Annotated in this window: 18 protein-coding genes; 11 read left to right on the forward strand and 7 right to left on the reverse strand. The window is 60.3% G+C overall.

What is annotated here, in order from left to right; translation table 11 throughout:
* Positions 1 to 9 precede the first annotated feature (9 nt).
* The 7 genes from ACSQ3F_RS25305 to ACSQ3F_RS25335 form a co-directional block, all read right to left on the reverse strand.
* Entirely contained in the window at positions 10 to 1356 is a 1347-nt protein-coding gene (locus ACSQ3F_RS25305) for an MmgE/PrpD family protein (RefSeq protein ID WP_436102958.1), read from the reverse strand.
* 10 nt (positions 1357 to 1366) lie between these two features.
* The gene (locus ACSQ3F_RS25310) at positions 1367 to 2155 is read right to left on the reverse strand and encodes an amino acid ABC transporter ATP-binding protein (protein WP_436102959.1); all 789 of its coding nucleotides are present in this window, start codon (positions 2153 to 2155) and stop codon (positions 1367 to 1369) included.
* A 13-nt stretch (positions 2156 to 2168) separates the two neighbouring features.
* Positions 2169 to 2951 carry an amino acid ABC transporter permease gene (locus ACSQ3F_RS25315; protein WP_436102960.1) on the reverse strand — a complete coding sequence of 261 codons (783 nt, stop codon included), beginning with the start codon at positions 2949 to 2951 and terminating at the stop codon, positions 2169 to 2171.
* On the reverse strand, positions 2948 to 3694 hold the full coding sequence (locus ACSQ3F_RS25320) for an amino acid ABC transporter permease (RefSeq protein WP_436102961.1): 747 nt from the start codon (positions 3692 to 3694) through the stop codon (positions 2948 to 2950). The genes ACSQ3F_RS25315 and ACSQ3F_RS25320 overlap by 4 nt, the downstream gene beginning before the upstream one ends.
* Positions 3695 to 3716: 22 nt before the next feature.
* Complete coding sequence (locus ACSQ3F_RS25325; protein ID WP_436102962.1) at positions 3717 to 4553, reverse strand: transporter substrate-binding domain-containing protein; 837 nt, start codon at positions 4551 to 4553, stop codon at positions 3717 to 3719.
* A 264-nt stretch (positions 4554 to 4817) separates the two neighbouring features.
* Positions 4818 to 4970 (reverse strand): hypothetical protein, encoded by a 153-nt coding sequence (locus tag ACSQ3F_RS25330; RefSeq protein WP_436102963.1) that lies wholly within the window; start codon positions 4968 to 4970, stop codon positions 4818 to 4820.
* A 358-nt stretch (positions 4971 to 5328) separates the two neighbouring features.
* The gene (locus ACSQ3F_RS25335; RefSeq protein ID WP_436102964.1) at positions 5329 to 6357 is read right to left on the reverse strand and encodes an NADP-dependent oxidoreductase; all 1029 of its coding nucleotides are present in this window, start codon (positions 6355 to 6357) and stop codon (positions 5329 to 5331) included.
* 176 nt (positions 6358 to 6533) lie between these two features.
* Here ACSQ3F_RS25335 and ACSQ3F_RS25340 point away from each other — a divergent pair, with 176 nt between their 5' ends.
* From ACSQ3F_RS25340 to ACSQ3F_RS25390, 11 genes are all read left to right on the forward strand, one after another.
* A complete protein-coding gene (locus tag ACSQ3F_RS25340; RefSeq protein ID WP_436102965.1) occupies positions 6534 to 7526 on the forward strand; it encodes an MsnO8 family LLM class oxidoreductase in 993 nt (330 codons plus the stop codon).
* 22 nt (positions 7527 to 7548) lie between these two features.
* Positions 7549 to 8898: an LLM class flavin-dependent oxidoreductase gene (locus ACSQ3F_RS25345; protein ID WP_436102966.1), complete on the forward strand. Its 1350-nt coding sequence runs from the start codon at positions 7549 to 7551 to the stop codon at positions 8896 to 8898.
* Positions 8899 to 8914: 16 nt separating this feature from the next.
* A complete protein-coding gene (locus tag ACSQ3F_RS25350; RefSeq protein ID WP_436102967.1) occupies positions 8915 to 10102 on the forward strand; it encodes a M20 aminoacylase family protein in 1188 nt (395 codons plus the stop codon).
* A gap of 23 nt (positions 10103 to 10125) precedes the next feature.
* Positions 10126 to 10680 (forward strand): GNAT family N-acetyltransferase, encoded by a 555-nt coding sequence (locus ACSQ3F_RS25355; RefSeq protein WP_436102968.1) that lies wholly within the window; start codon positions 10126 to 10128, stop codon positions 10678 to 10680.
* A 30-nt stretch (positions 10681 to 10710) separates the two neighbouring features.
* Positions 10711 to 12495, forward strand: a complete 1785-nt coding sequence (locus tag ACSQ3F_RS25360; protein ID WP_436102969.1) for an amino acid ABC transporter permease/ATP-binding protein — start codon at positions 10711 to 10713, stop codon at positions 12493 to 12495.
* Between the two features lie 78 nt (positions 12496 to 12573).
* Positions 12574 to 13518 (forward strand): ABC transporter substrate-binding protein, encoded by a 945-nt coding sequence (locus tag ACSQ3F_RS25365; RefSeq protein WP_436102970.1) that lies wholly within the window; start codon positions 12574 to 12576, stop codon positions 13516 to 13518.
* Positions 13519 to 13585: 67 nt separating this feature from the next.
* Positions 13586 to 14536 carry an ABC transporter substrate-binding protein gene (locus tag ACSQ3F_RS25370; RefSeq protein ID WP_436102971.1) on the forward strand — a complete coding sequence of 317 codons (951 nt, stop codon included), beginning with the start codon at positions 13586 to 13588 and terminating at the stop codon, positions 14534 to 14536.
* A gap of 14 nt (positions 14537 to 14550) precedes the next feature.
* Positions 14551 to 15585 (forward strand): LLM class flavin-dependent oxidoreductase, encoded by a 1035-nt coding sequence (locus ACSQ3F_RS25375; RefSeq protein ID WP_436102972.1) that lies wholly within the window; start codon positions 14551 to 14553, stop codon positions 15583 to 15585.
* Positions 15586 to 15630: 45 nt separating this feature from the next.
* Positions 15631 to 16227, forward strand: coding sequence for a 2-hydroxychromene-2-carboxylate isomerase (locus ACSQ3F_RS25380; protein ID WP_436102973.1), 597 nt, complete (start codon positions 15631 to 15633; stop codon positions 16225 to 16227).
* 67 nt (positions 16228 to 16294) lie between these two features.
* Positions 16295 to 17485: a cystathionine beta-lyase gene (locus ACSQ3F_RS25385; protein ID WP_436102974.1), complete on the forward strand. Its 1191-nt coding sequence runs from the start codon at positions 16295 to 16297 to the stop codon at positions 17483 to 17485.
* A 290-nt stretch (positions 17486 to 17775) separates the two neighbouring features.
* Positions 17776 to 18945: an ATP-grasp domain-containing protein gene (locus ACSQ3F_RS25390; protein WP_436102975.1), complete on the forward strand. Its 1170-nt coding sequence runs from the start codon at positions 17776 to 17778 to the stop codon at positions 18943 to 18945.
* Positions 18946 to 18970: the final 25 nt, after the last annotated feature.

Here is an 18970-nt window from a genome sequence, read left to right on the forward strand (position 1 = left end):
AAGTCGGCTTCAGACGGGGTCCTGGTTGAGCAGCGCCAAAAGTCGGTTGAGGTCGGCGGCACTGCTCATGGATCGGACAAGTGATGGAATGTCGGCGAAGGCCGGGTTATCGGCGGTCGCGTCACGGAACTTTGCCGTCGGATCGGTGAGGCCGGGCAGGCCGTCGAAACGACGGGTAATGGTATTGCCGTCTTTGAGCGTAATGTCGAGAATGACGAAGCGGGTCTTCGGATCGCTCGACATGCGCGGTGCGCGCTCATCATGGCGGCGGCCGCCGCGTTCGGTCAGCGCCATCAGGCGCGGCTGCACCGGCCGGTCGTCGAAATGGTCGAGCCGCAGGCCACCGTCGATCAGCGCCGCGGAGAACACGTATTCCGGGCTGAAGCGGGCCTCGATTCCGTTCGTCGGCTTGCTCACTACCAGCGCAGCATCGGCACCGGCCGGATAGGTGAAGGTGATGCTTTCGATGGCCTCTGCAGCGAGGCCTTCCCTATGCAGGTCTACGCCGAGCGAGGCGACGGGGTGGCTGGCGGTGCAGCAGGGATAGGCCTTCAGTGTCAGTCCCGGTGCGACAATCTGCCAAGGGGCGCCCCAGTTCTCGGTGACGGCGGCTGGACGCTCGGCGCCGAAGGCGTAGGCCGAGTGGAAACCGATCGGGTTGTCGAGGAAATCCGCCGCGCCCCCGAACCCGGCCGCCGCCAGTCGTGCCGACAGCAGGCCGGATCGGGCCGCCATGCCGGCATGGTAGGGTTTTGCATCATAACCGAATTGCAGCCGCAGGCCGGACGACTGCGTCGCCGCAAGGCCGAGCGCGATGGCGGTCTCTTGCGTCGAGGCCTGCGTCAGATGCGCGATCGCCGCAGCCGCACCGACCGTGCCGAGTGTCGCAGTCGCATGAAAGCCATTCTCGTAATGCTTAGAGCCGACCGACAGGCCGAGCCGCGCCATCGCCTCGAGGCCGACCATATAGGAGGCAACCAGTTGTTCTGCGGAAAATTCACGCTCGGCGGTGAGCGCCAGCAGGGCCGGGATGATTACAGTCGTGGGGTGGCCGCGCACACTGGCATGCACGTCGTCATAATCGAGCACGTGACCGGCATAGCCGTTGAGGACAGCCGCGACGAGTGGATCGGTGCGGTGGGTGCTGCCGATCAAGATCGCCTTGCCTGGCACGTCGCCGCCGACGGCATCGGCGAGAACAGCGGTGGTGCGATCGGCGGCGCCGGCGATTGTGCAGGCGAGGAAATCGACGATGGCCGAGCGTGCCGCTTCCATCGCGGCGGCATCCTTCGTCGGGTCAGAGACGATGATCGCCTCTGCGAATGCGGTGGTCAGCGGCGCGGCTGTGCTCGTCATGGCAGGTATCCTAGATGCCTTCGCCGTCGAGCACCGCGCCGCGGCTGCCGGTAAGACCGCCGACGAACTGGCGGATGCGGAGATTATCGGAGGTGTGAAAGATTTGCGCGGGTGAGCCCTGATCGACGATGCGACCGTTCTCGGTGAACACGACGGTATCGCTGATCTCCTCGGCAAAGCGCATTTCATGGGTCACAAGAATGCTGGTCATACCCTCTCGGATGAGGTCGCGGATCACCCACAGTACTTCGCCGACGGTCTCCGGGTCGAGAGCAGAGGTTACTTCATCGAACAGGACGAGTTCCGGCTTCATCGCCAGCGCACGCGCAATCGCTACGCGCTGCTGCTGGCCGCCGGAGAGCTGGCCAGGATAGGCGCCGGCCTTTTCCGCAAGCCGGACCTTGTCAAGCAGTTCGCGTGCGAGCTTTTCCGCCTCGCGCCGGCCGGTACCGAGAATGCGGGTCGGCGCCAGCACGATGTTGTCGAGGACGGTGAGGTGCGGAAACAGATTGTATTGCTGGAAAACGATGCCGACGCGCTTGCGTAACGCGATGCGCTCCCTCTCCCTGGTCAACTGGTCGACACGGGTGCCATCGACGGTGATGCTGCCGCTCTGCGGCTGCACGAGTGCGTTGATGCAGCGCAGGATGGTCGACTTGCCTGAGCCAGAGGGGCCAATGATGGAGACCGCATCGCCCTTGTTGACCGTGAGGTCGATGCCCTTCAGCACCTGCGTCTGGCCGAAGGACAGATGCACGCCTTCCAGTTGGACGATCGCGGTGTCGGCGGATGTATTCATCGTTTCAAATTCCTCAGGCCGCGTTGAAGCGACGTTCCAGGCGTCGGGTCAGGCGGGCGATCGGGTAGCAAAGTGTGAAGAAGGCGGCCATCACAACAATATAGGCGATGACCGTGAAATCGAGCCGGCGCACGGCGGTGCTGGCATCGGTCGCCGCATGCAGCAATTCGTGCACGCCGACCAGCGAGGCGAGCGCCGTGCCCATGGTGATCGAGGCGGCCACGTTCATCCAGGGCGGCAGCGAACGACGCAGGCATTGCGGCAGGATGATCCAGCGCAGCGCCTGGTTGCGCGAAAAACCGAGGCCCTTGGCCGCTTCCCATTGGGTCGTCGGAATGGAAAGGATGGCGCCGCGGGTGATTTCCGCGACATAGGCGCTGGCCGGGATGGCAAGCCCGATCACCGCCTTCACCCAATCGGGGAAAGGCAGGTAGTTGCCGAACACGACGACCTCGAAGGGAAAGATATAGGTCGTCGCAAAGATCAGCACGAGATGCGGGGCATTGCGGAAGACCTGGACATAGGCGATGACCGAATAGCGGATCACGCGGAAGGGGACCAGTTCGAGAATGCCGAATATGGTGCCGACCAGCGTGCCGAGGACCATCGCGCATACTGCGATGAGGATGTTCATGGCGAAGCCGGAGGCGAGATAAGGAATCCACTCCACCAGTTCGCGGCCTAGCGTCAGGTCGGCGAGCGACCAGACGAGGATGAGGAACGGCAGCGCCGCGAAGCCGACGTTGCGCAAGACCTTGCTGATCTTGCGCGGTGGGGAGAACACGGCGGTCGTCATAGGCCGTATCCCGGAACGGCGATTCGGCGCTCCACCCACAGGCCGACACGGGCGACGACCATGTTTATGAGGCTGAAGAATAACAGGATGACGATCATCAGCGAGACGACGTTGTCGCGCTGCGTCCAGACCATGATCGAGGCATAGGTGATCTCGCTCACCGCGATGGCATTTCCCACCGTCGTCAGCTTCACGAGGTTGATGAGGTTGTTGACGATCGCCGGCAGCGAGGCTCGGAACGCCAGCGGCACCTCGACATAACGCAGGATCTGCAACTGGCTGAATCCGATTCCGCGGGCCGCCTCGACGGTCGAAGCCGGCACAGCCTCGATGCCGGCGCGGATCGCCTCGGCATGCAGGGCGGCGATATGCAGTCCGACCACCGCCACCACCCAGAAGAACGGCGACAGCGGATTGTTCTGCGCACCGCCGACCAGGTTCGACACGAAGGTGTTGAGGACAAGGAAACTGAACATCAACTGCACCAGTGTCGGCGTATTTCGCGTCAGCTCCACGAAGGCCCTGACCGGTGCCGAAAGCCAGAGCCTGCCCGATGTCAGGCAGGCAGCGAAGAGCAGGCCGGCGACCAGGCTGACCGGGATGAGCAGAGCGATCAGATGGAGCGTGGTGATGAAGCCATCGCGCCAGATCTGCGCCTCGTATCCCGTCGCCAGGAACTCGTAATTCAGGCCGAGCCTGCCCGTCAGGCTGACGAACAGGTCGGTGAGGTTGATGTCCTGCATGTGGTCTACCGATGGCCCCCGCTTACTTGCTGGCGGAAAGCGTCTTGTTTGCCTGCTGTAGGTAGTCGGTATTCAGAAGCCGGTTGGCTTTGGCGAATTCCAGGAGCTTGCCCGACGTGTGCAGCTTCTTGACACCGGCGTCCAGGGCGGCCTGCGTGTCCTTCTCGCCCTTGCGCAACCAAATCACCGAATCCGACGGGATCAGTTCGGTGGGGAAGGGGATGGCATAGTCCTTCCACTCTTCCGCACGGTCCTGCAGCAGGAGGCCGACGGTTGCGCCGACATGCACAGCCGCGATGCAATTTCCGCCCTGCAGTGCGAGCAGCGATTCCGGTTGGCTCGGCAAAGCCTTCACCACCGCACCGTATTCTTCCATCAGAGGCTGCGTGTAGTTGGAGCCCTGTGAAACGCAGACCGGCTTGCCCTTCAGGTCCGCCCAGTCCTTCAGGCCGCTGTCCTTGCGCACGACCGCGGCACCGCCTGCGCGGTCATAGGCCGTCGGCACGTAATCGAGGACCTTGGCGCGTTCCTCGGTGTACTGCATGTTGGCGATCAGGATGTCGACCTTGCCTTGCTGCAGGAACTGCACGCGGTTCGGTGGCGTCACGGTAACCGTTTCCAGCTTGACGCCTAGGTCATCGGCCAGCGCCTGCGCGATGTCGAGGTTGAAACCTTTCTGCGCCTGGGTCTTAGGGTCGATATAGCCGAACGGCGCACCGGACAGGATTACGCCGACCGTCAGCGTGCCGCGCCCCTTGATGCGGTCGAGTGTCGCATCGGCAGTCGCCTGGGTCGCAGCGAGCGCTGAGATCGAAAGGGCGAGTCCGAAGACCGTCTTGGCAATGGTACTGGAAAACATTCATCAGGCTCCTTGTTCCGGCAAGAACCTAGAGGACCCCTTCAGTTCCCACGAGCAATCGCATCCTCTCTTGGAGCTGAGAGAGAAACAGCTGTCCCGAAATATCCAAATCAATAGAAAATCTGTATTGTTGCGGCCTAACTGTGTTGAGAACAGCTAGCGCTCTGATTTAAATCCCATCAGGGCGACCGCTATTTCTGTTGCCGTTAGCAAACCATGACCGAGCGGGTGCTCCCGCGGCTCGATAACTCAACGGGGTCGACATTACTCAATAACGGTTCCCTTGGACCCATTGAGGAATTTTGCCGGTTCGAAGCCGCGGGCAATTGCCATCGGGACCATCATCAATTGGATCGGCAGGATTTCGAGGACGGGCAAGAGGCCCTTGGCGACATTCGCCAGGAAGAGAGTATACACGCTCTCGAATGCATCTGTCTTTGCGTCGGGCTCTACCCCTAGGCATCGCCCTCCAGAGCCGGCAATGTCGTTCGCCGTCTTTGCGTTCAGGTGCGTCCGGAGCCGAGCGGTTCTTGCTGCAAACACTAAAGGCAGATGATGAGACGGGCACAGGAAAATAGTTTTTCGAGAAACTGTGTAATTCCAAGCTTTTGTGACCTAGAACGGGATTCGTGTTGGTCGCCGCCGTTTGCGCTTGGCATATGAGGGATGACCTGTCCCGGGTGACGCTGCCAAACGGACGCATGAGCATTTTTGCTGATCAGCCCGATATCCATGTCCCGTCGCCGCGATCATTGTTGCTGTTTCCCAGCGCGGCTCAGGATGCGACATGAACAATCAGCTTGCCGAAGTTTCTTCCTTCCAGAAGGCCGATGAATGCGTCTGGCGCGTTTTCCAGTCCTTCAACGATATCCTCTCTGTATTTCAGCCGGCCTTCGGAAATCCAGGCTCCAGCCTCGCGGTAAAAATCGGGACGCTGATCTGCAAATTCACGTTGTATGAAGCCTCTGATTGTAAGGCTCTTGCGGAGTATCGACCGCATGACGGCTGGAAGCTGATCATATCCGTCCGCAGCGGGACGATTTTCGTTGTAATGCGCGATGAGTCCACAAACCGGCACGCGCGCGAAGTCATTGAGCAAGGGATACACCGCGCTCCAGACGTCGCCGCCGACGTTTTCAAAGTAAACGTCGATGCCATTCGAACAGGCCGCAGCGAGATCGGTGGCAAAGTCGCGCGAACGATGGTCGATCGCTGCGTCAAAACCGAGCTCGTCTCGCACATAGTCGCATTTTTCGCGTCCACCCGCGATGCCGACAGCGCGGGCGCCGAAAATCCTGGCGATCTGGCCAACTGCCGAGCCAACAGCACCACTTGCTGCCGCGACTACGACGGTTTCTCCCACTTTCGGTTTTCCAATGTTGCGCAATCCGGCATAGGCAGTAAAACCGGTCATTCCGAGAACACCAAGCGCGGTCGTTAGCGGCGCCTGGTTCGGATCGAGTTTTCTGAGGTCGCTTCCGTTCGATATTGCATGGCTCTGCCAGCCGGAATGGGACAGGACGATATCGCCCGGAGCGAAAAAGGCGTTCCGTGTGCGCAGGACCCTTGCCACCGTTCCTCCTTCCATGACGCCATTAATTTCAACCGGTTTTGCATAGGATTTGGCATCGTCCATGCGGCCGCGCATATAGGGGTCAAGGGAAAGATAAAGAATCTGGAGAAGAACTTCCCCCTCGGCGAGGTCGCGAACCGCCTCTTGCTCACGCCGAAAATTTTCTGATACCGGCTTACCTGTTGGGCGCGAGGCAAGGACGATACGGTTTGAGGTTGGAAGGGCTGGCATGGAGATCCTCGTTCGGTTTGTAAATCCGGTGGTTTCATCCTAGCGGGTCTGGTTGCGCGAGCGAGGTGACTTTTTCTCCATCCCTCTCCCGAAAGAGAATGCCGTTCCTTATAAATGATTTTGTCTACTGATTTTATAGACTAAGTTTTGCAACTTAGCGAATGGATCAGTGGCTTATGGCCTACCTCCTCAGTCTTCTCGACAAAAGCCCCATCGACGAGGGTACGACCGCTGCGGATGCCTTGCGCGCTACGGTCAGGCTTGCTCAAAAGGCCGAGGAGCTCGGCTATCACCGGTTTTGGGTCGCGGAACATCACAACATGCTCAATCTTGCGAGCTCGGCGCCGGAGGCGCTGATTGCCTATCTGCTCGCCAAGACGGCAAGAATCCGCGTCGGTTCCGGCGGCGTCATGCTCCAGCACTACAGTGCCTATAAGGTTGCCGAGACCTTCAACCTCCTGGCATCGCTCGCCCCCGACCGTGTCGATCTCGGCGTCGGCAAGGCGCCCGGCGGTTTTCCGCTGGCGACCCGCGCGTTGCAGGCGAGTGCCGATCCAGCCAGAAAGCCGGACTTTGCGCAGCAATTGTCCGACATCAATACGTTCCTTGCTGCTGATCCAGGTCGCGAGGGACCGCATGCGACCCCGTTTCCGCCGGCAGCGCCGGAGCGTTTCCTTCTGGGCGCCAGCGTTGAAAGTGCAGAGCTTGCTGCAGCGAAGGGCTGGCGGCTTGTTTTTGCCGGTCAGTTGAACGGCGATCCGGAAAATCTGAGCAAGACCTTCGACGCCTATGCGCGGGCAAGCGGTGGTAAGACCCCGATCCTGGCGCTTGCGGCCTATGCCGCCGAAGACGCGAGTGTGGCTCGAAAGGCTGTTGCGGATCTTCGCATTGTCAAGGTTTTCCTCACCGACGGCAGAAGCGTCAATGTTGGCACCGAGGAGCAGGCGGTCGAATATGCGCGCCAGGCGAGCGTCGGCATTGACCGCCTCGAAACCAAGGCGCCGAGCGTGCTTCATGGCACGGCGTCTGAGGTTCGCCGGCAGCTCGACGACCTGCACAGCAGCTACGGCATCAGCGAATTCATCATTGAAACGCCGGCGCTCGGCGCTGCCGAGCGCTTTGCCTCTATCGAGCGTCTTGCCAAGGAGCGGCTTTCGCTCGCCGCCTGATCTCCCGCAAAAGGATTCCCCGATGGTTCAGAAACATATTCCGTTCGGCATCATGCTGCAGGGCCCCGGTGGCCATATGAACGCCTGGAAGCATCCGAGCGGCCCGGCCGATGCAAGCGTCAATTTCGAGTTCTTCGTCAACACCGCGCGCAGGGCCGAAGCGGCCGGCATCGCCTTTGCCTTCGTCGCGGACGGCCTTTACATCAACGCCCAGTCGATCCCGCATTTCCTCAACCGCTTCGAACCGATCTCGATCCTTTCGGCCCTTGCGGCGTCGACCTCGAAGATCGGTCTCGTCGGCACGGTCTCCACCTCCTACAGCGATCCGTTCACGGTTGCGCGCCAGTTCGCCACGATCGACCTGATCAGTCGTGGCAGGGCAGGATGGAATGCGGTGACGACCCCGCTCGAAGGTTCGGGGCGCAACTACAGCCGCGAGCACCCCGAACACGAAATGCGCTACGAGATCGCCGACGAGTACCTCGATGTCATCAAGGGCCTCTGGGATTCCTGGGATGACGACGCCTTTGTCCGTAACAGAGAGACCGGCGTTTATGCCGACAAGTCGAAGCTGCACAAGCTTGACCACAGGGGCCGATTCTTCCGCGTCGAGGGACCGTTGAACATAGGCCGCTCGAAGCAGGGACAGCCTGTCGTCTTCCAGGCAGGTGCCTCCGATTCCGGGGTGAAGCTCGCGGGCAAACATGCGGACGCGGTCTTCACCAACGGTGGCCCGATCGAGGACGGAAAAGTCTTCTACAAGCAGGTGAAGCAGAGCGCGATCGCGCAAGGACGCCGTGCCGCAGATGTCGGCATCTATCCCGGTATCGGGCCGATCGTTGGCAAGACGGCAGAGGAGGCGGAGCAGAAATACCAAGCGATCCGCAGCCTCGTGACGATCGACGAAGCGCTGCTCTATCTCGGCCGCTTCTTCGATCACCATGATTTCAGCGTCTATCCGCTGGACGAGACCTTTCCGGATATTGGCGATATCGGCAAGAACAGTTTTCGCGCGACGACCGATCGCATCAAGAAGACGGCACGCGAGCAGAACCTCACGCTGCGTGAAATTGCCCTTGATGCCGCAACGCCCCGAACGGCTTTCATCGGCACCGCGGAGCATATCGCGGGCGAACTGATCCGCTGGGTGGAGGAGGGCGCGGCAGACGGCTTCATCCTCGGTTTCCCGGTGATCGCCGAAGGGCTCGATGACTTTGCGACAAACGTCCTGCCGATCCTGGAAAAGCGCGGCTACTTCAATCCCGTGCTTGAGGGCGAGACGCTGCGCGACCATCTGGGATTGACCTATCGGGAGAGCCGGTATGCCGCCCCGCCCACCGAGGTCGAACGCGGAAAGGCGGTCGGCGCCTGAGGCGCCGGGCACGGCCATGAACATTATCGCCCAGACACCGCGCCTCAACGATCCCGTGGAGCGAGGTATTGCTGCCACTCTCGACGAGTTCGTCGCGCTGCGCCACGATCTGCACCAATATCCGGAGCTCGCCTTCCAGGAGCGCCGCACCAGCAAGCTCATCGCCTCACACCTCTTGTCCTGGGGCTATGACGTTGCCGCCGGCATTGCCGGAACAGGTCTTGTCGCGACGCTGAAGCGCGGGACCGGCGAGCGCCGCGTCGGCATACGCGCTGACATGGATGCGCTGCCGATCGAGGAGGCGACCGGGCTTGCCTATGCCAGCGGCAATCCGGGTGTCATGCATGCCTGCGGCCATGACGGACACACGTCGATCCTTCTGGCTGCGGCGCGCTATCTCGCAGAGAACGGCATTTTCAACGGCACGCTTCATCTGATCTTCCAGCCAGCCGAGGAAATCGGTGCCGGCGCCCGCAAGATGATTTCGGAAGGACTGTTCGAACGCTTTCCGGTCGATGCGGTCTTCGGCCTGCACAACTGGCCGGGCGTTCCTTCTGGGCAATTCGGTTTCGTCGCCGGACCTGCGATGGCTTCGGTCGATCAGGCGAAGATCCGGATCGTCGGTAAGGGTGGCCATGGGGCCGAACCGCACCGTGCAGTCGATCCGGTGCTCGCCTCTGCAGCCTTCATCACCGCGCTGCAGAGCGTAGTCTCGCGCAATGTCGATCCGCAGGAAATGGCGGTGGCAACGGTCGGATCGATCCATGCCGGATCGGCGTCAAACGTGATCCCGGAGAGCGTCGAGCTGAAGCTCACCATGCGGGCCTTTACCGAGAGCGTTCGCCAGCAATTGCAGGAGCGCATTCCGGCGCTGGCGCGGGCGCAGGCCGAAAGTTTCGGCGCTTTCGCTGATGTGGATTACCGGTTGGGTTTCCCGGCGCTGATGAACCATCGCGATGAGACGGAGTTCGCGCGAACGGTAGCGCTCGATACCTTCGGCCCGGCAAGGGTGGAGGAGGGGTTCAAGCCGCGCACGGCGAGCGAGGATTTCGCCTTCATGCTGCAGGCAAAACCGGGCAGCTACCTGTTCGTCGGCAATGGCGACACGGCGCCCCTGCACAGCGCCCACTACGATTTCAATGACGCGATCATCGCGCCCGCCGCCCGCTACTGGGTGCGGCTGGCGGAAACCTTCCTCAACTGAAGACATCCACAGGATTAGGCGAAATGAGCGATACGTTTTTCTACACCACGCCCCTCGATCCCCGCGCAAAGCCGCTGATCGACGAACTGACGTATGAATACGACAAGCGCTATGGGTCCTATTTCAGCGAGGCGGGTGCGGCCGAAGAGATGAATCGTTACCCGGTCGAGGCGTTCGCGCCGCCGCACGGCAATTTCCTGCTTCTTCAGCGCAACGGCGAAACGATCGGCGGCGGGGCCTTCAAGCATTACGACGACCGGACCGCGGAATTCAAACGAATCTGGACACGCTCCGACCTGCGCCGGCAAGGACTGGCAGTGAAAGTCCTGCTCGAACTCGAAGTTCAGGCCGCCCGCCAAGGGTATTCCCGGGTCTACCTGACCACCGGTTTTCGCCAGCCGGAGGCCGTCGGGCTCTACCTGAAATACGGCTACACCGCTCTCTTCGACATCGAGGCCGACCCGGAAATCTACAAGACGCTGCCGTTCGAAAAGCAGATCGGCCATCTGGCGGTCGCGGATGCAGCGGTGATCGCTCTTTCAGAACAACCGCTTCAGCACGCCGCCAGCTACCGCTGACCTTTCGGCAGAATCCACAAGGGGAACGTCATGGCACTAACGACAGATTTTGCGGGCATCGAACCCGGCCGCAGGACGGCGGATCACAGCCAGGACTATTCACTCCACCGGATCGTGCCGGCGCGCCACCCCGGCCGGTTGATCGGTACGGTTTTCGCCGCCGGCATCATCGTCGCGGTTCTTTATTCCACATTCACCAACCCGCGCTGGGGGTGGAATGTTTTTGCCGAGTGGTTTATCGCCGAACCGGTTCTGGCCGGTCTGGGCCGGACGCTATTGCTGACGGCGCTGGCCACGGTGTCGGGATCTGTGCTCGGAACAGCGCTGGCGCTGGCGCGAGTATCGAAATCGCCACTGCTCTCCGGTCTTTCATGGGGTTATGTCTGGCTGCTGCGCTCGATCCCGCTGATCGTTCTTCTTCTGGTGCTGAACAACCTCGGCTATCTCTACGAGACGATCCGGATCGCGGTGCCGTTCACCGGTGCCGTGCTGCTCGATTATCCCACCGTGCAGTTGCTGACGCCCTTCGCCGCCGCATTCCTCGGCCTGACGCTCAACCAGTCCGCCTTCTTCTCGGAAATCGTCCGCGGCGGCATCCTGTCGGTCGATCAGGGGCAGCTTGAAGCCGCCGCAGCGCTCGGTCTGCCGCGCCGCCGCCAGGTGTTCCGCATCGTATTGCCGCAGGCCATGCGCTCGATCCTTCCGACCGGTTTCAACGAGATCATCGGCCTGGCGAAAAGCACCTCGATGGTCTACGTGCTCGCTTTGCCGGAACTCTTCTACACGGTCCAGGTCATCTATCGCCGCAACCTCGAAGTCATTCCGCTGCTGATGGTGGCGACCGCCTGGTATCTCGTCATCATGACCGTGCTGTCGATTGTGCAGCATTATATCGAGCGGTATTTCTCCCGGGGTGCGGTACGCAATCCGGTTCCGCTGCCGTTTCAGGCATTCTTCTCGCGCTTGCGCCGGCCGTTGCCAGTGCAGAGCGTCGGCAAACACAACACGCAGACCGCACGGAAGATCGGCTTCAGCGACGCTCCGCTGCTGAGAGCGGGCGCCCCGGTTCGCATTCACGGCATTTCGAAAAGCTTCGGCGCCCTGAAAGTGCTGGATGCGGTCGACCTGACCCTGCCGGCCGGAAGCGTCACGGCGATCCTCGGTCCATCGGGGTCGGGCAAGTCGACGCTGCTGCGGGCGATCAATCATCTGGAACGGGTCGACAGCGGTTTCATCTCCGTCGACGGCCATCTCGTCGGTTATCGCCAGAGTGGCGAGACCCTCTATGAACTGAAGGAAAAGGACATCCTGAAGCGCCGCGCCGATATTGGCATGGTCTTCCAGAATTTCAATCTCTTCCCGCATCTGACGGTGCTGGAAAACCTTATCGAAGCGCCGATACAGGTTCGGGGGGCAGACCGCGGCGAGGCCGTGGAACTGGCGCGGGAACTTCTCGCCCGCGTCGGCCTCACGGACAAGATCGACGCCTATCCGCGCCAGCTTTCGGGCGGCCAGCAACAGCGTGTCGCCATCGCCCGGGCGCTTGCCTTGAAGCCGAAGGTGCTTTTGTTCGACGAGCCCACCTCGGCCCTCGATCCCGAACTCGTCGGCGAAGTGCTCGACGTCATCAAGGAACTGGCCCGCACCGGCACGACACTCGTCATCGTCACCCATGAAGTCGGATTTGCCCGTGAGGTGGCCGATACCGTCGTGTTCATGGAAGGCGGCCACATTCTGGAGGTCGGCGCGCCGGCGCGCATCTTCAGCCGGCCGGAGCATCCACGCACGCGCGAATTCCTCGCAAAAGTTCTCTAGCAAATTCCCGGTCGCCTGGGCGGACGGGATGGGACTATCGGTAATCACAACTTTAAGATGAAAAAGGAGACGGGAAGCATGACTTTTTTGCACAATGCTAAACTTCTGATGGCAGGCGTCGTGACCATCGCGGCCCTCGGATTGGGAACTGCACAGGCGGCCGAGACATTCGACCTCAGCCCGGACACTTCCAACCGGGTTCGCGCCGAAAAGAGCGAAGCGGCCATCAAGGCGATTTCGCCCGACTTCAAATTCGTCACGCCGGGCAAGTTCACGGTGGCCATCAACGCCTGGGATCCGCCGATCGCAACGTTCGCCAATGACGCGAAGACGATTGTCGGCGCCGATCCCGATCTTGCCTCGCTGCTGGCGGGTTCGCTCGGCCTCGAGCTCGAAATCGTTTCCGTCGCCTGGGCCGACTGGCCGCTGGGCGTTGCATCCGGCAAGTACGATGCCGTCATCAGCAACGTGACCGTAACCGAAGAACGCAAGGAGAAGTTCGATTTCTCCACCTATCGCAAGGATGTGCTCGGTTTCTACGTCAAATCGGACAGCAAGATCACCGAGATCAAGGAACCGAAGGACGTCGCCGGCCTGAAGGTCATCACCGGTGCGGGCACCAACCAGGAAAAGATCATTCTGGAATGGGACCGACAGAACGTCGCCGCCGGCCTGGCGCCGATCGAGGTGCAGTATTATGACGACCGCGCCGCAAGCGACCTTGCTCTGCAGTCCGGTCGCGCCGACGTCGAATTCAATCCGAACGCGACCCGGGCTTATGGCGCATCGATCAAGCACGACACCAAGCTCGTCGGCATCGTCAGCGGCGGCTGGCCGCTGACGGCCGAGATCGCCGTGACGACCCGCAAGGGAGCAGGTCTCGCCGATGCCGTCACTGTAGCGATCAACGATCTGATCAAGAGCGGCAAATATGGCGAAGTGCTGAAGCGCTGGAGCCTTGATGCCGAAGGCATCGACCAGTCCCAGACCAATCCCGCCGGTCTACCGAAGAGCGGTTCCTGACGCGACACGAGGCGACCCGGCGTCGGACTCCGACGCCGGGTCGAACACGTTTCTTCTTATGGAGATCATGACAATGACCGACCAATCGGTTTTTCGCCCTTTCCTGATTACAGCACTTGCATCGACCCTCGCTCTGTTCGGGACCGTTGCACGCGCTGGCGATGACGTCTTCGACCTGAGCCCGGAGCAAGCGGCGCGAATCCGGGTGGATAAAAACGACGCGGCCATCGCCGCGATCTCCAAGGATTTCGCATTCATCTCGCCAGGCAAGTTCACGGTCGCGGTCAGCCCGGGCGGACCGCCGCTCGCCACCTATGCGACGGATGCAAAGACTGTCGTCGGGGCCGACCCGGATTATGCGTCCGCCATTGCCGACAGCCTCGGCCTTGAACTGGAACTCGTGCCGGTCGCCTGGATCGACTGGCCGCTCGGCCTGACATCCGGCAAATACGACGCGGTGATCTCCAACGTCGGCGTGACCGAACAGCGCAAGGAGAAATTCGATTTCTCCACGTACCGCCAGGGCCTGCACGGCTTCTTCGTCAAGTCCGACAGCGCGATCACGTCGATCAGGGAACCGAAGGATGCTGCGGGGCTGCGCATCATCGTCGGTGCCGGCACCAACCAGGAGCGCATCCTCCTTCGATGGAATGACGAAAACGTCGCTGCCGGGCTGAAGCCGCTGGAACTGCAATATTACGACGACGAGGCGGCGAGCCTCCTGGCTGTCTCTTCGGGCAGGGCCGAGGTCATCGTTCAGCCGCATGCACAGCTCGTCTATATCGCCGCGCGTGATCACAACATCAAACGCGTTGGCACCTTGAGCGCCGGCTGGCCCGATCGCTCCGACGTGGCCATCACCACGAAAAAGGGTAGTGGTCTCGCAGACGCTTTGACCGTCGCCACCAACGGGCTGATCGAGAAGGGTGTTTACGCCAAGATTCTCGACCATTGGCATCTGAGCGAGGAAGCCCTGCCAAAATCGGAAACCAATCCGCCCGGCCTGCCGAAATCCTGAAGGAAGAACGCACGATGAGCAGCATCGCCATCAATCATATCGGCTTTCTCACTCCGGGTAATTATCCCGCTGACGATCCGTTGTCCGGGTTGGAAAAAACGCTGAAACTTCTCGAATATGGCGAGGAGATCGGCTTTCAAAGTGTCTGGGCACGCCAGCGGCATCTGGAGCCGGGAATCTCCTCGGCGACGGCTTTTCTGGCGGCGGCAACCCAGCGTACCAGCCGCATCCAGCTCGGCACCGCGGTTATCCCGATTGGCTATGAAAGCCCCTACCGGCTCGCCGAGGACCTTTCGACGGTCGATGTTCTTTCACGTGGGCGGTTGAACGTCGGCTTGAGCGCTGGCCGGCCGCTACATGCCGATCTGATCGCGCCGCTGGTCTTCGATGGTGATTGGGAAAATTATGATTTCTCCCACGAACGTGTCCTGCGCTTCGTCGACAATCTGAAGAGCAAGCCTGTCGGTGACGAAACAACTTTCGTCAAGACCCCCTTCGGACCGCAACGGCCCCGGCTGCAGCCCCATGCCAAGGGGCTGACGGACCGCATCTGGTACGGCGGCGGGTCGCTGCGGTCGGCAAGCTGGGCAGGGCGCAACGGCTTCAACCTTTTGATCGGCAATGTCACGACCGGCGAGGAGACGGATGACTTCTTCGTCGCCCAGTCGCGCCAGTTGACGGCGTATCGGGAGGCTGGCGGATCGGGCAGGCGTGTTGCGCTCGGCCGTGTCATCGTTCCTCTCGACAGTGCCGATAGCATCACCCGCAAGCGATATCTCGACTATGCCGCAGGACGCTACGAGCGCACGCTGACGCCGCAGGGCGAACGCCGTACGCTCTATGCTCGGGACCTCGCCGGCACATCGGAGCAGATTCTCGAACGCCTGTTTGCCGACCCGATCCTGCCGCAGGTCAGCGAACTGAGGCTTGAGCTTCCCTACGAGTTCGAGGATGAGGAATACCGCCAGATCATCCACGACTTTTCCACAATCATCGCCCCACAGCTCGGCTGGTTCAACGAACCGGGCAGAGAAAAACGAACGGCGTGAACCAGGACCGCCGCAAGGCGCGCATATGCACAGGAATGACAAGCATTGACCAAAATCGTTGACTACTTCTTCTCCATCGGCTCGCCGTGGTCCTACATCGGCTTTGACTCTTTCATCGACTTGGCAGCGAAGAACAACGTCGAAATCAAGCCCTATCTGACAACGGTCGTTGAGGAGAATGGCGGCATCTTTTCGCGCAATCGCCCAGAGATCCGGCGAGGGTATTGGACACGGGACCTGAAGCGCTGGGCGCACGTGCGCGGCAAGGAACTGATCCTCGAAAACCGCCCGGACCTCAGCGATCCAGCACCGGCATCGCTCATCATCATTGCCGCTTATCTCGATGGTAAGGACTGGATTGGACTGACCCGGGCGCTGCAGTATGCTTTCTGGAGCGAAGCAAAAGACATCGGCCAGCCGCACGTCCGCGCAGCGATTGCTGACGCGGCGGGATTTGATGGTGCGGGCCTCCTGCTACGGCAGGCAGACGAAGACGTGAGGGGTAAATGGGTTGCCGACCGGGAGCATGCCGTGAAAAGCGGCGTCTTCGGCTTCCCGACCTTCCTCTACGACGACGAGATTTACTGGGGGCAGGACAATCTGCCTTTCCTGGAGCGTCACTTCGGGGGCGACAGACCCTAACCGCGACTGGATGCACAACCGGCCGCAGCACAAATCCGCTGGTAGCCGTCAACGAATGCAGGACATCATGAGCGAAAAAGACCGTACGCCAAAAAACATTGGACCCAACACGCAGTTGGTCAGGGCGGGATATGATCCGTTCGATTATCACGGCTTCATCAATCCCCCGACGGTTCGAGCATCAACAGTGCTGTTCCCGGATGCCGGAGTGATGGAAACCCATAACCAGAAATACACCTACGCAACACGCGGCACGCCGACGACAGACGCACTGTGTCAGGCCGTCAATGAACTGGAAGGGGCTGCGGGAACCATCATCGTGCCGTCGGGGCTTGCTGCGGTGACACTTGCGTTTCTGGCCTATCTCTCGCCGGGCGACCATGCGCTGATCGTCGATTCCGTCTACGGCAATGTCCGCCATTTCTGCGATACGATGCTGGCTCGCTTCGGTGTCGAGGTCGAATATTACGATCCCTCCATCGGCGCAGCGATCGAATCCCTGCTGAAGCAGAACACGAAACTGGTTCATCTCGAGGCGCCGGGCTCCAATACATTCGAGATGCAGGACGTTCCTGCGATCGCCGCCGCCGCACACCGGCAGGGAGCGGTGGTGACGATGGACAACACCTGGGCGACGCCACTCTATTTCAGACCGCTTGATTTTGGCGTGGACGTCTCCATCCAGGCTGCGACCAAGTATCCGGCGGGTCACTCCGACATTCTCCTGGGTACCGTTTCAGCCAACGCCGAACACTGGAAACGTCTCAGGCAAGCGAATGGCGCGCTCGGCATATGCGGCGCGCCTGACGATGCCTATCAGGTCTTGCGTGGCCTGCGCACCATGGGGGTGCGCCTGGAGCGCCACCAGTCCAGTGCGCTTGAGATCGCGCGCTGGCTGGAAGCGAGAGGCGACGTTTCGCGCGTGCTGTATCCGGCCCTGCCGAGTTTTCCCGGTCATGAGATCTGGAAGCGCGACTTCAAAGGCGCCAGCGGCGTATTCTCCTTTGTGCTTGCTGTTGCCAGGAGGGAGGAATTCAAAGCGAAAGCGCAGGCCTTTCTGAATGGTCTCGCGCTGTTCGGACTTGGCTATTCCTGGGGCGGTTTTCCGAGCTTGGCCCTTCACGTCGACTTGGGTGATCGGCGAATTTTGCAAGCTCCCGAAAAAGGCCCGGTCCTGCGCCTTCATATCGGCCTTGAAGATGTCAACGACCTGAAGACGGATCTGGAAAGAGGCTTCACCGCAGCAAAAGCGTCTTGATCCTTCGCAAGCGAGTGCAAGACGATATCGGAGATACAACCGGGATATACGCCGTCATTAACAGTTATGGCGGCAGCGTTTCCGTTGCCATGCTGACGCTCTGGTTTGGTCTTGCCAGACTTGTCCGGTCGGATCGCTACGGAAGGCTCCTGGATGCAATGGGGCGGCGGCCTGATACGCCTGCTGAGCAGAGTTGATACGTGCCGAAAGTTCGTTGGCCGCAATATAGACTTTCGGGTGGAAATGAGTGAAGAATTATCCACTAAGTCTATGCAATAAAGGGAAAACCCTTGAATTTCATTTTCTTCTCGCCGCACTTCCCCGCCTACAACGCGGAATTTTGTCAGCATCTCAGCCGCAACGGTGTGCGTGTGCTCGGTATCGGAGATACGCCCCATGACGACCTGACCGATAAGCTGCGGGCATCACTCACCGAGTATTATCGTGTCACTGACATGGAGAACGATGATGAAGTCATCCGGGCGGTCGGCTACTTCATTCACCGCTACGGTAAGATCGACCGCTTCGAGAGCCTGAACGAGCACTGGCTGGAGCTGGAGGCGCGTATTCGCACCGATTTCAATATCTATGGAACCAAGCTGGATTTCATCGACAATTTGAAACAGAAATCGAAGATGAAGGATTATTTCGAGCGAAGCGGCGTGAGCACGGTCGCGCACCTGAAAACCTCCGACAAGCCGAGTGCTCTTGATTTCATCGACAAGGTCGGATTTCCGATCGTCGCCAAGCCGGATCTCGGATCGGGCGCCAGCATGACTTACAAGATTTCCTCGGCTCGGGAGTTTGATAGTTTCTTCAGCAACAAGCCGTCGGACATATCCTTCATTCTGGAGGAATATGTCGATGGCATCATCCTGACCTATGACGGTCTGATCGATCGCTACGGGCATGTGGTTTTTGCCACAAGCCACCGCTTCGAGCAGAGCATCATGGAGGTGGTGAACAGCGACTCCCATCTCTACTATTTCTGCCTGCCGGCGATTGACCCGGAGATCGAGGAGGCTGGGCGAAACATCCTCAAGGCCATGGATATTCGCGAGCGGTTCTTCCACATCGAACTTTTCCAACGCAAGCGCGACAAGAAGATCATCGCCCTGGAAGTCAACATGCGTCCGCCGGGAGCCTGGATGACCGACGCCATCAATTTCACCCACGATATGGATGTTTATGGCGAGTGGGCGATGATGGTCGCGCACAATCGGGTTGGCGGGCCATTCCCCGGCAAATACTTCACCGGCTATGCCAGCCGCAAACACCGATTGGACTACAAATACACCCATCACGAGATCGTCGGAAAATGGCATATGAAGCTGGCGAAGTATCAAGAGGTTGAAACGGTATTCCGACGTGCTATGGGTGATTTTGCCTATCAGTTCCGCTCGGAGAGCCTCGATGAGGTGCGGGACATCGTGGCGTTCATTCAGGAAGTCAAAGTCTGAAACATGCTCGTTTCGTATCATAGCC

The organism is Pararhizobium sp. LjRoot238, from assembly GCF_964252955.1.
GTDB lineage: Bacteria > Pseudomonadota > Alphaproteobacteria > Rhizobiales > Rhizobiaceae > Pararhizobium.

What these genes read in the sequence shown, in the direction of transcription:
- ACSQ3F_RS25320 (WP_436102961.1), bottom strand. Translation starts at nt 3,694, where the DNA reads ATGCAGGACATCAACCTCACCGACCTGTTCGTCAGCCTGACGGGCAGG.
- ACSQ3F_RS25345 (WP_436102966.1), top strand. Translation starts at nt 7,549, where the DNA reads ATGGTTCAGAAACATATTCCGTTCGGCATCATGCTGCAGGGCCCCGGT.
- ACSQ3F_RS25370 (WP_436102971.1), top strand. Translation starts at nt 13,586, where the DNA reads ATGACAATGACCGACCAATCGGTTTTTCGCCCTTTCCTGATTACAGCA.
- ACSQ3F_RS25325 (WP_436102962.1), bottom strand. Translation starts at nt 4,553, where the DNA reads ATGTTTTCCAGTACCATTGCCAAGACGGTCTTCGGACTCGCCCTTTCG.
- ACSQ3F_RS25360 (WP_436102969.1), top strand. Translation starts at nt 10,711, where the DNA reads ATGGCACTAACGACAGATTTTGCGGGCATCGAACCCGGCCGCAGGACG.
- ACSQ3F_RS25315 (WP_436102960.1), bottom strand. Translation starts at nt 2,951, where the DNA reads ATGACGACCGCCGTGTTCTCCCCACCGCGCAAGATCAGCAAGGTCTTG.
- ACSQ3F_RS25305 (WP_436102958.1), bottom strand. Translation starts at nt 1,356, where the DNA reads ATGACGAGCACAGCCGCGCCGCTGACCACCGCATTCGCAGAGGCGATC.
- ACSQ3F_RS25385 (WP_436102974.1), top strand. Translation starts at nt 16,295, where the DNA reads ATGAGCGAAAAAGACCGTACGCCAAAAAACATTGGACCCAACACGCAG.
- ACSQ3F_RS25375 (WP_436102972.1), top strand. Translation starts at nt 14,551, where the DNA reads ATGAGCAGCATCGCCATCAATCATATCGGCTTTCTCACTCCGGGTAAT.
- ACSQ3F_RS25340 (WP_436102965.1), top strand. Translation starts at nt 6,534, where the DNA reads ATGGCCTACCTCCTCAGTCTTCTCGACAAAAGCCCCATCGACGAGGGT.
- ACSQ3F_RS25365 (WP_436102970.1), top strand. Translation starts at nt 12,574, where the DNA reads ATGACTTTTTTGCACAATGCTAAACTTCTGATGGCAGGCGTCGTGACC.
- ACSQ3F_RS25310 (WP_436102959.1), bottom strand. Translation starts at nt 2,155, where the DNA reads ATGAATACATCCGCCGACACCGCGATCGTCCAACTGGAAGGCGTGCAT.
- ACSQ3F_RS25350 (WP_436102967.1), top strand. Translation starts at nt 8,915, where the DNA reads ATGAACATTATCGCCCAGACACCGCGCCTCAACGATCCCGTGGAGCGA.
- ACSQ3F_RS25335 (WP_436102964.1), bottom strand. Translation starts at nt 6,357, where the DNA reads ATGCCAGCCCTTCCAACCTCAAACCGTATCGTCCTTGCCTCGCGCCCA.
- ACSQ3F_RS25355 (WP_436102968.1), top strand. Translation starts at nt 10,126, where the DNA reads ATGAGCGATACGTTTTTCTACACCACGCCCCTCGATCCCCGCGCAAAG.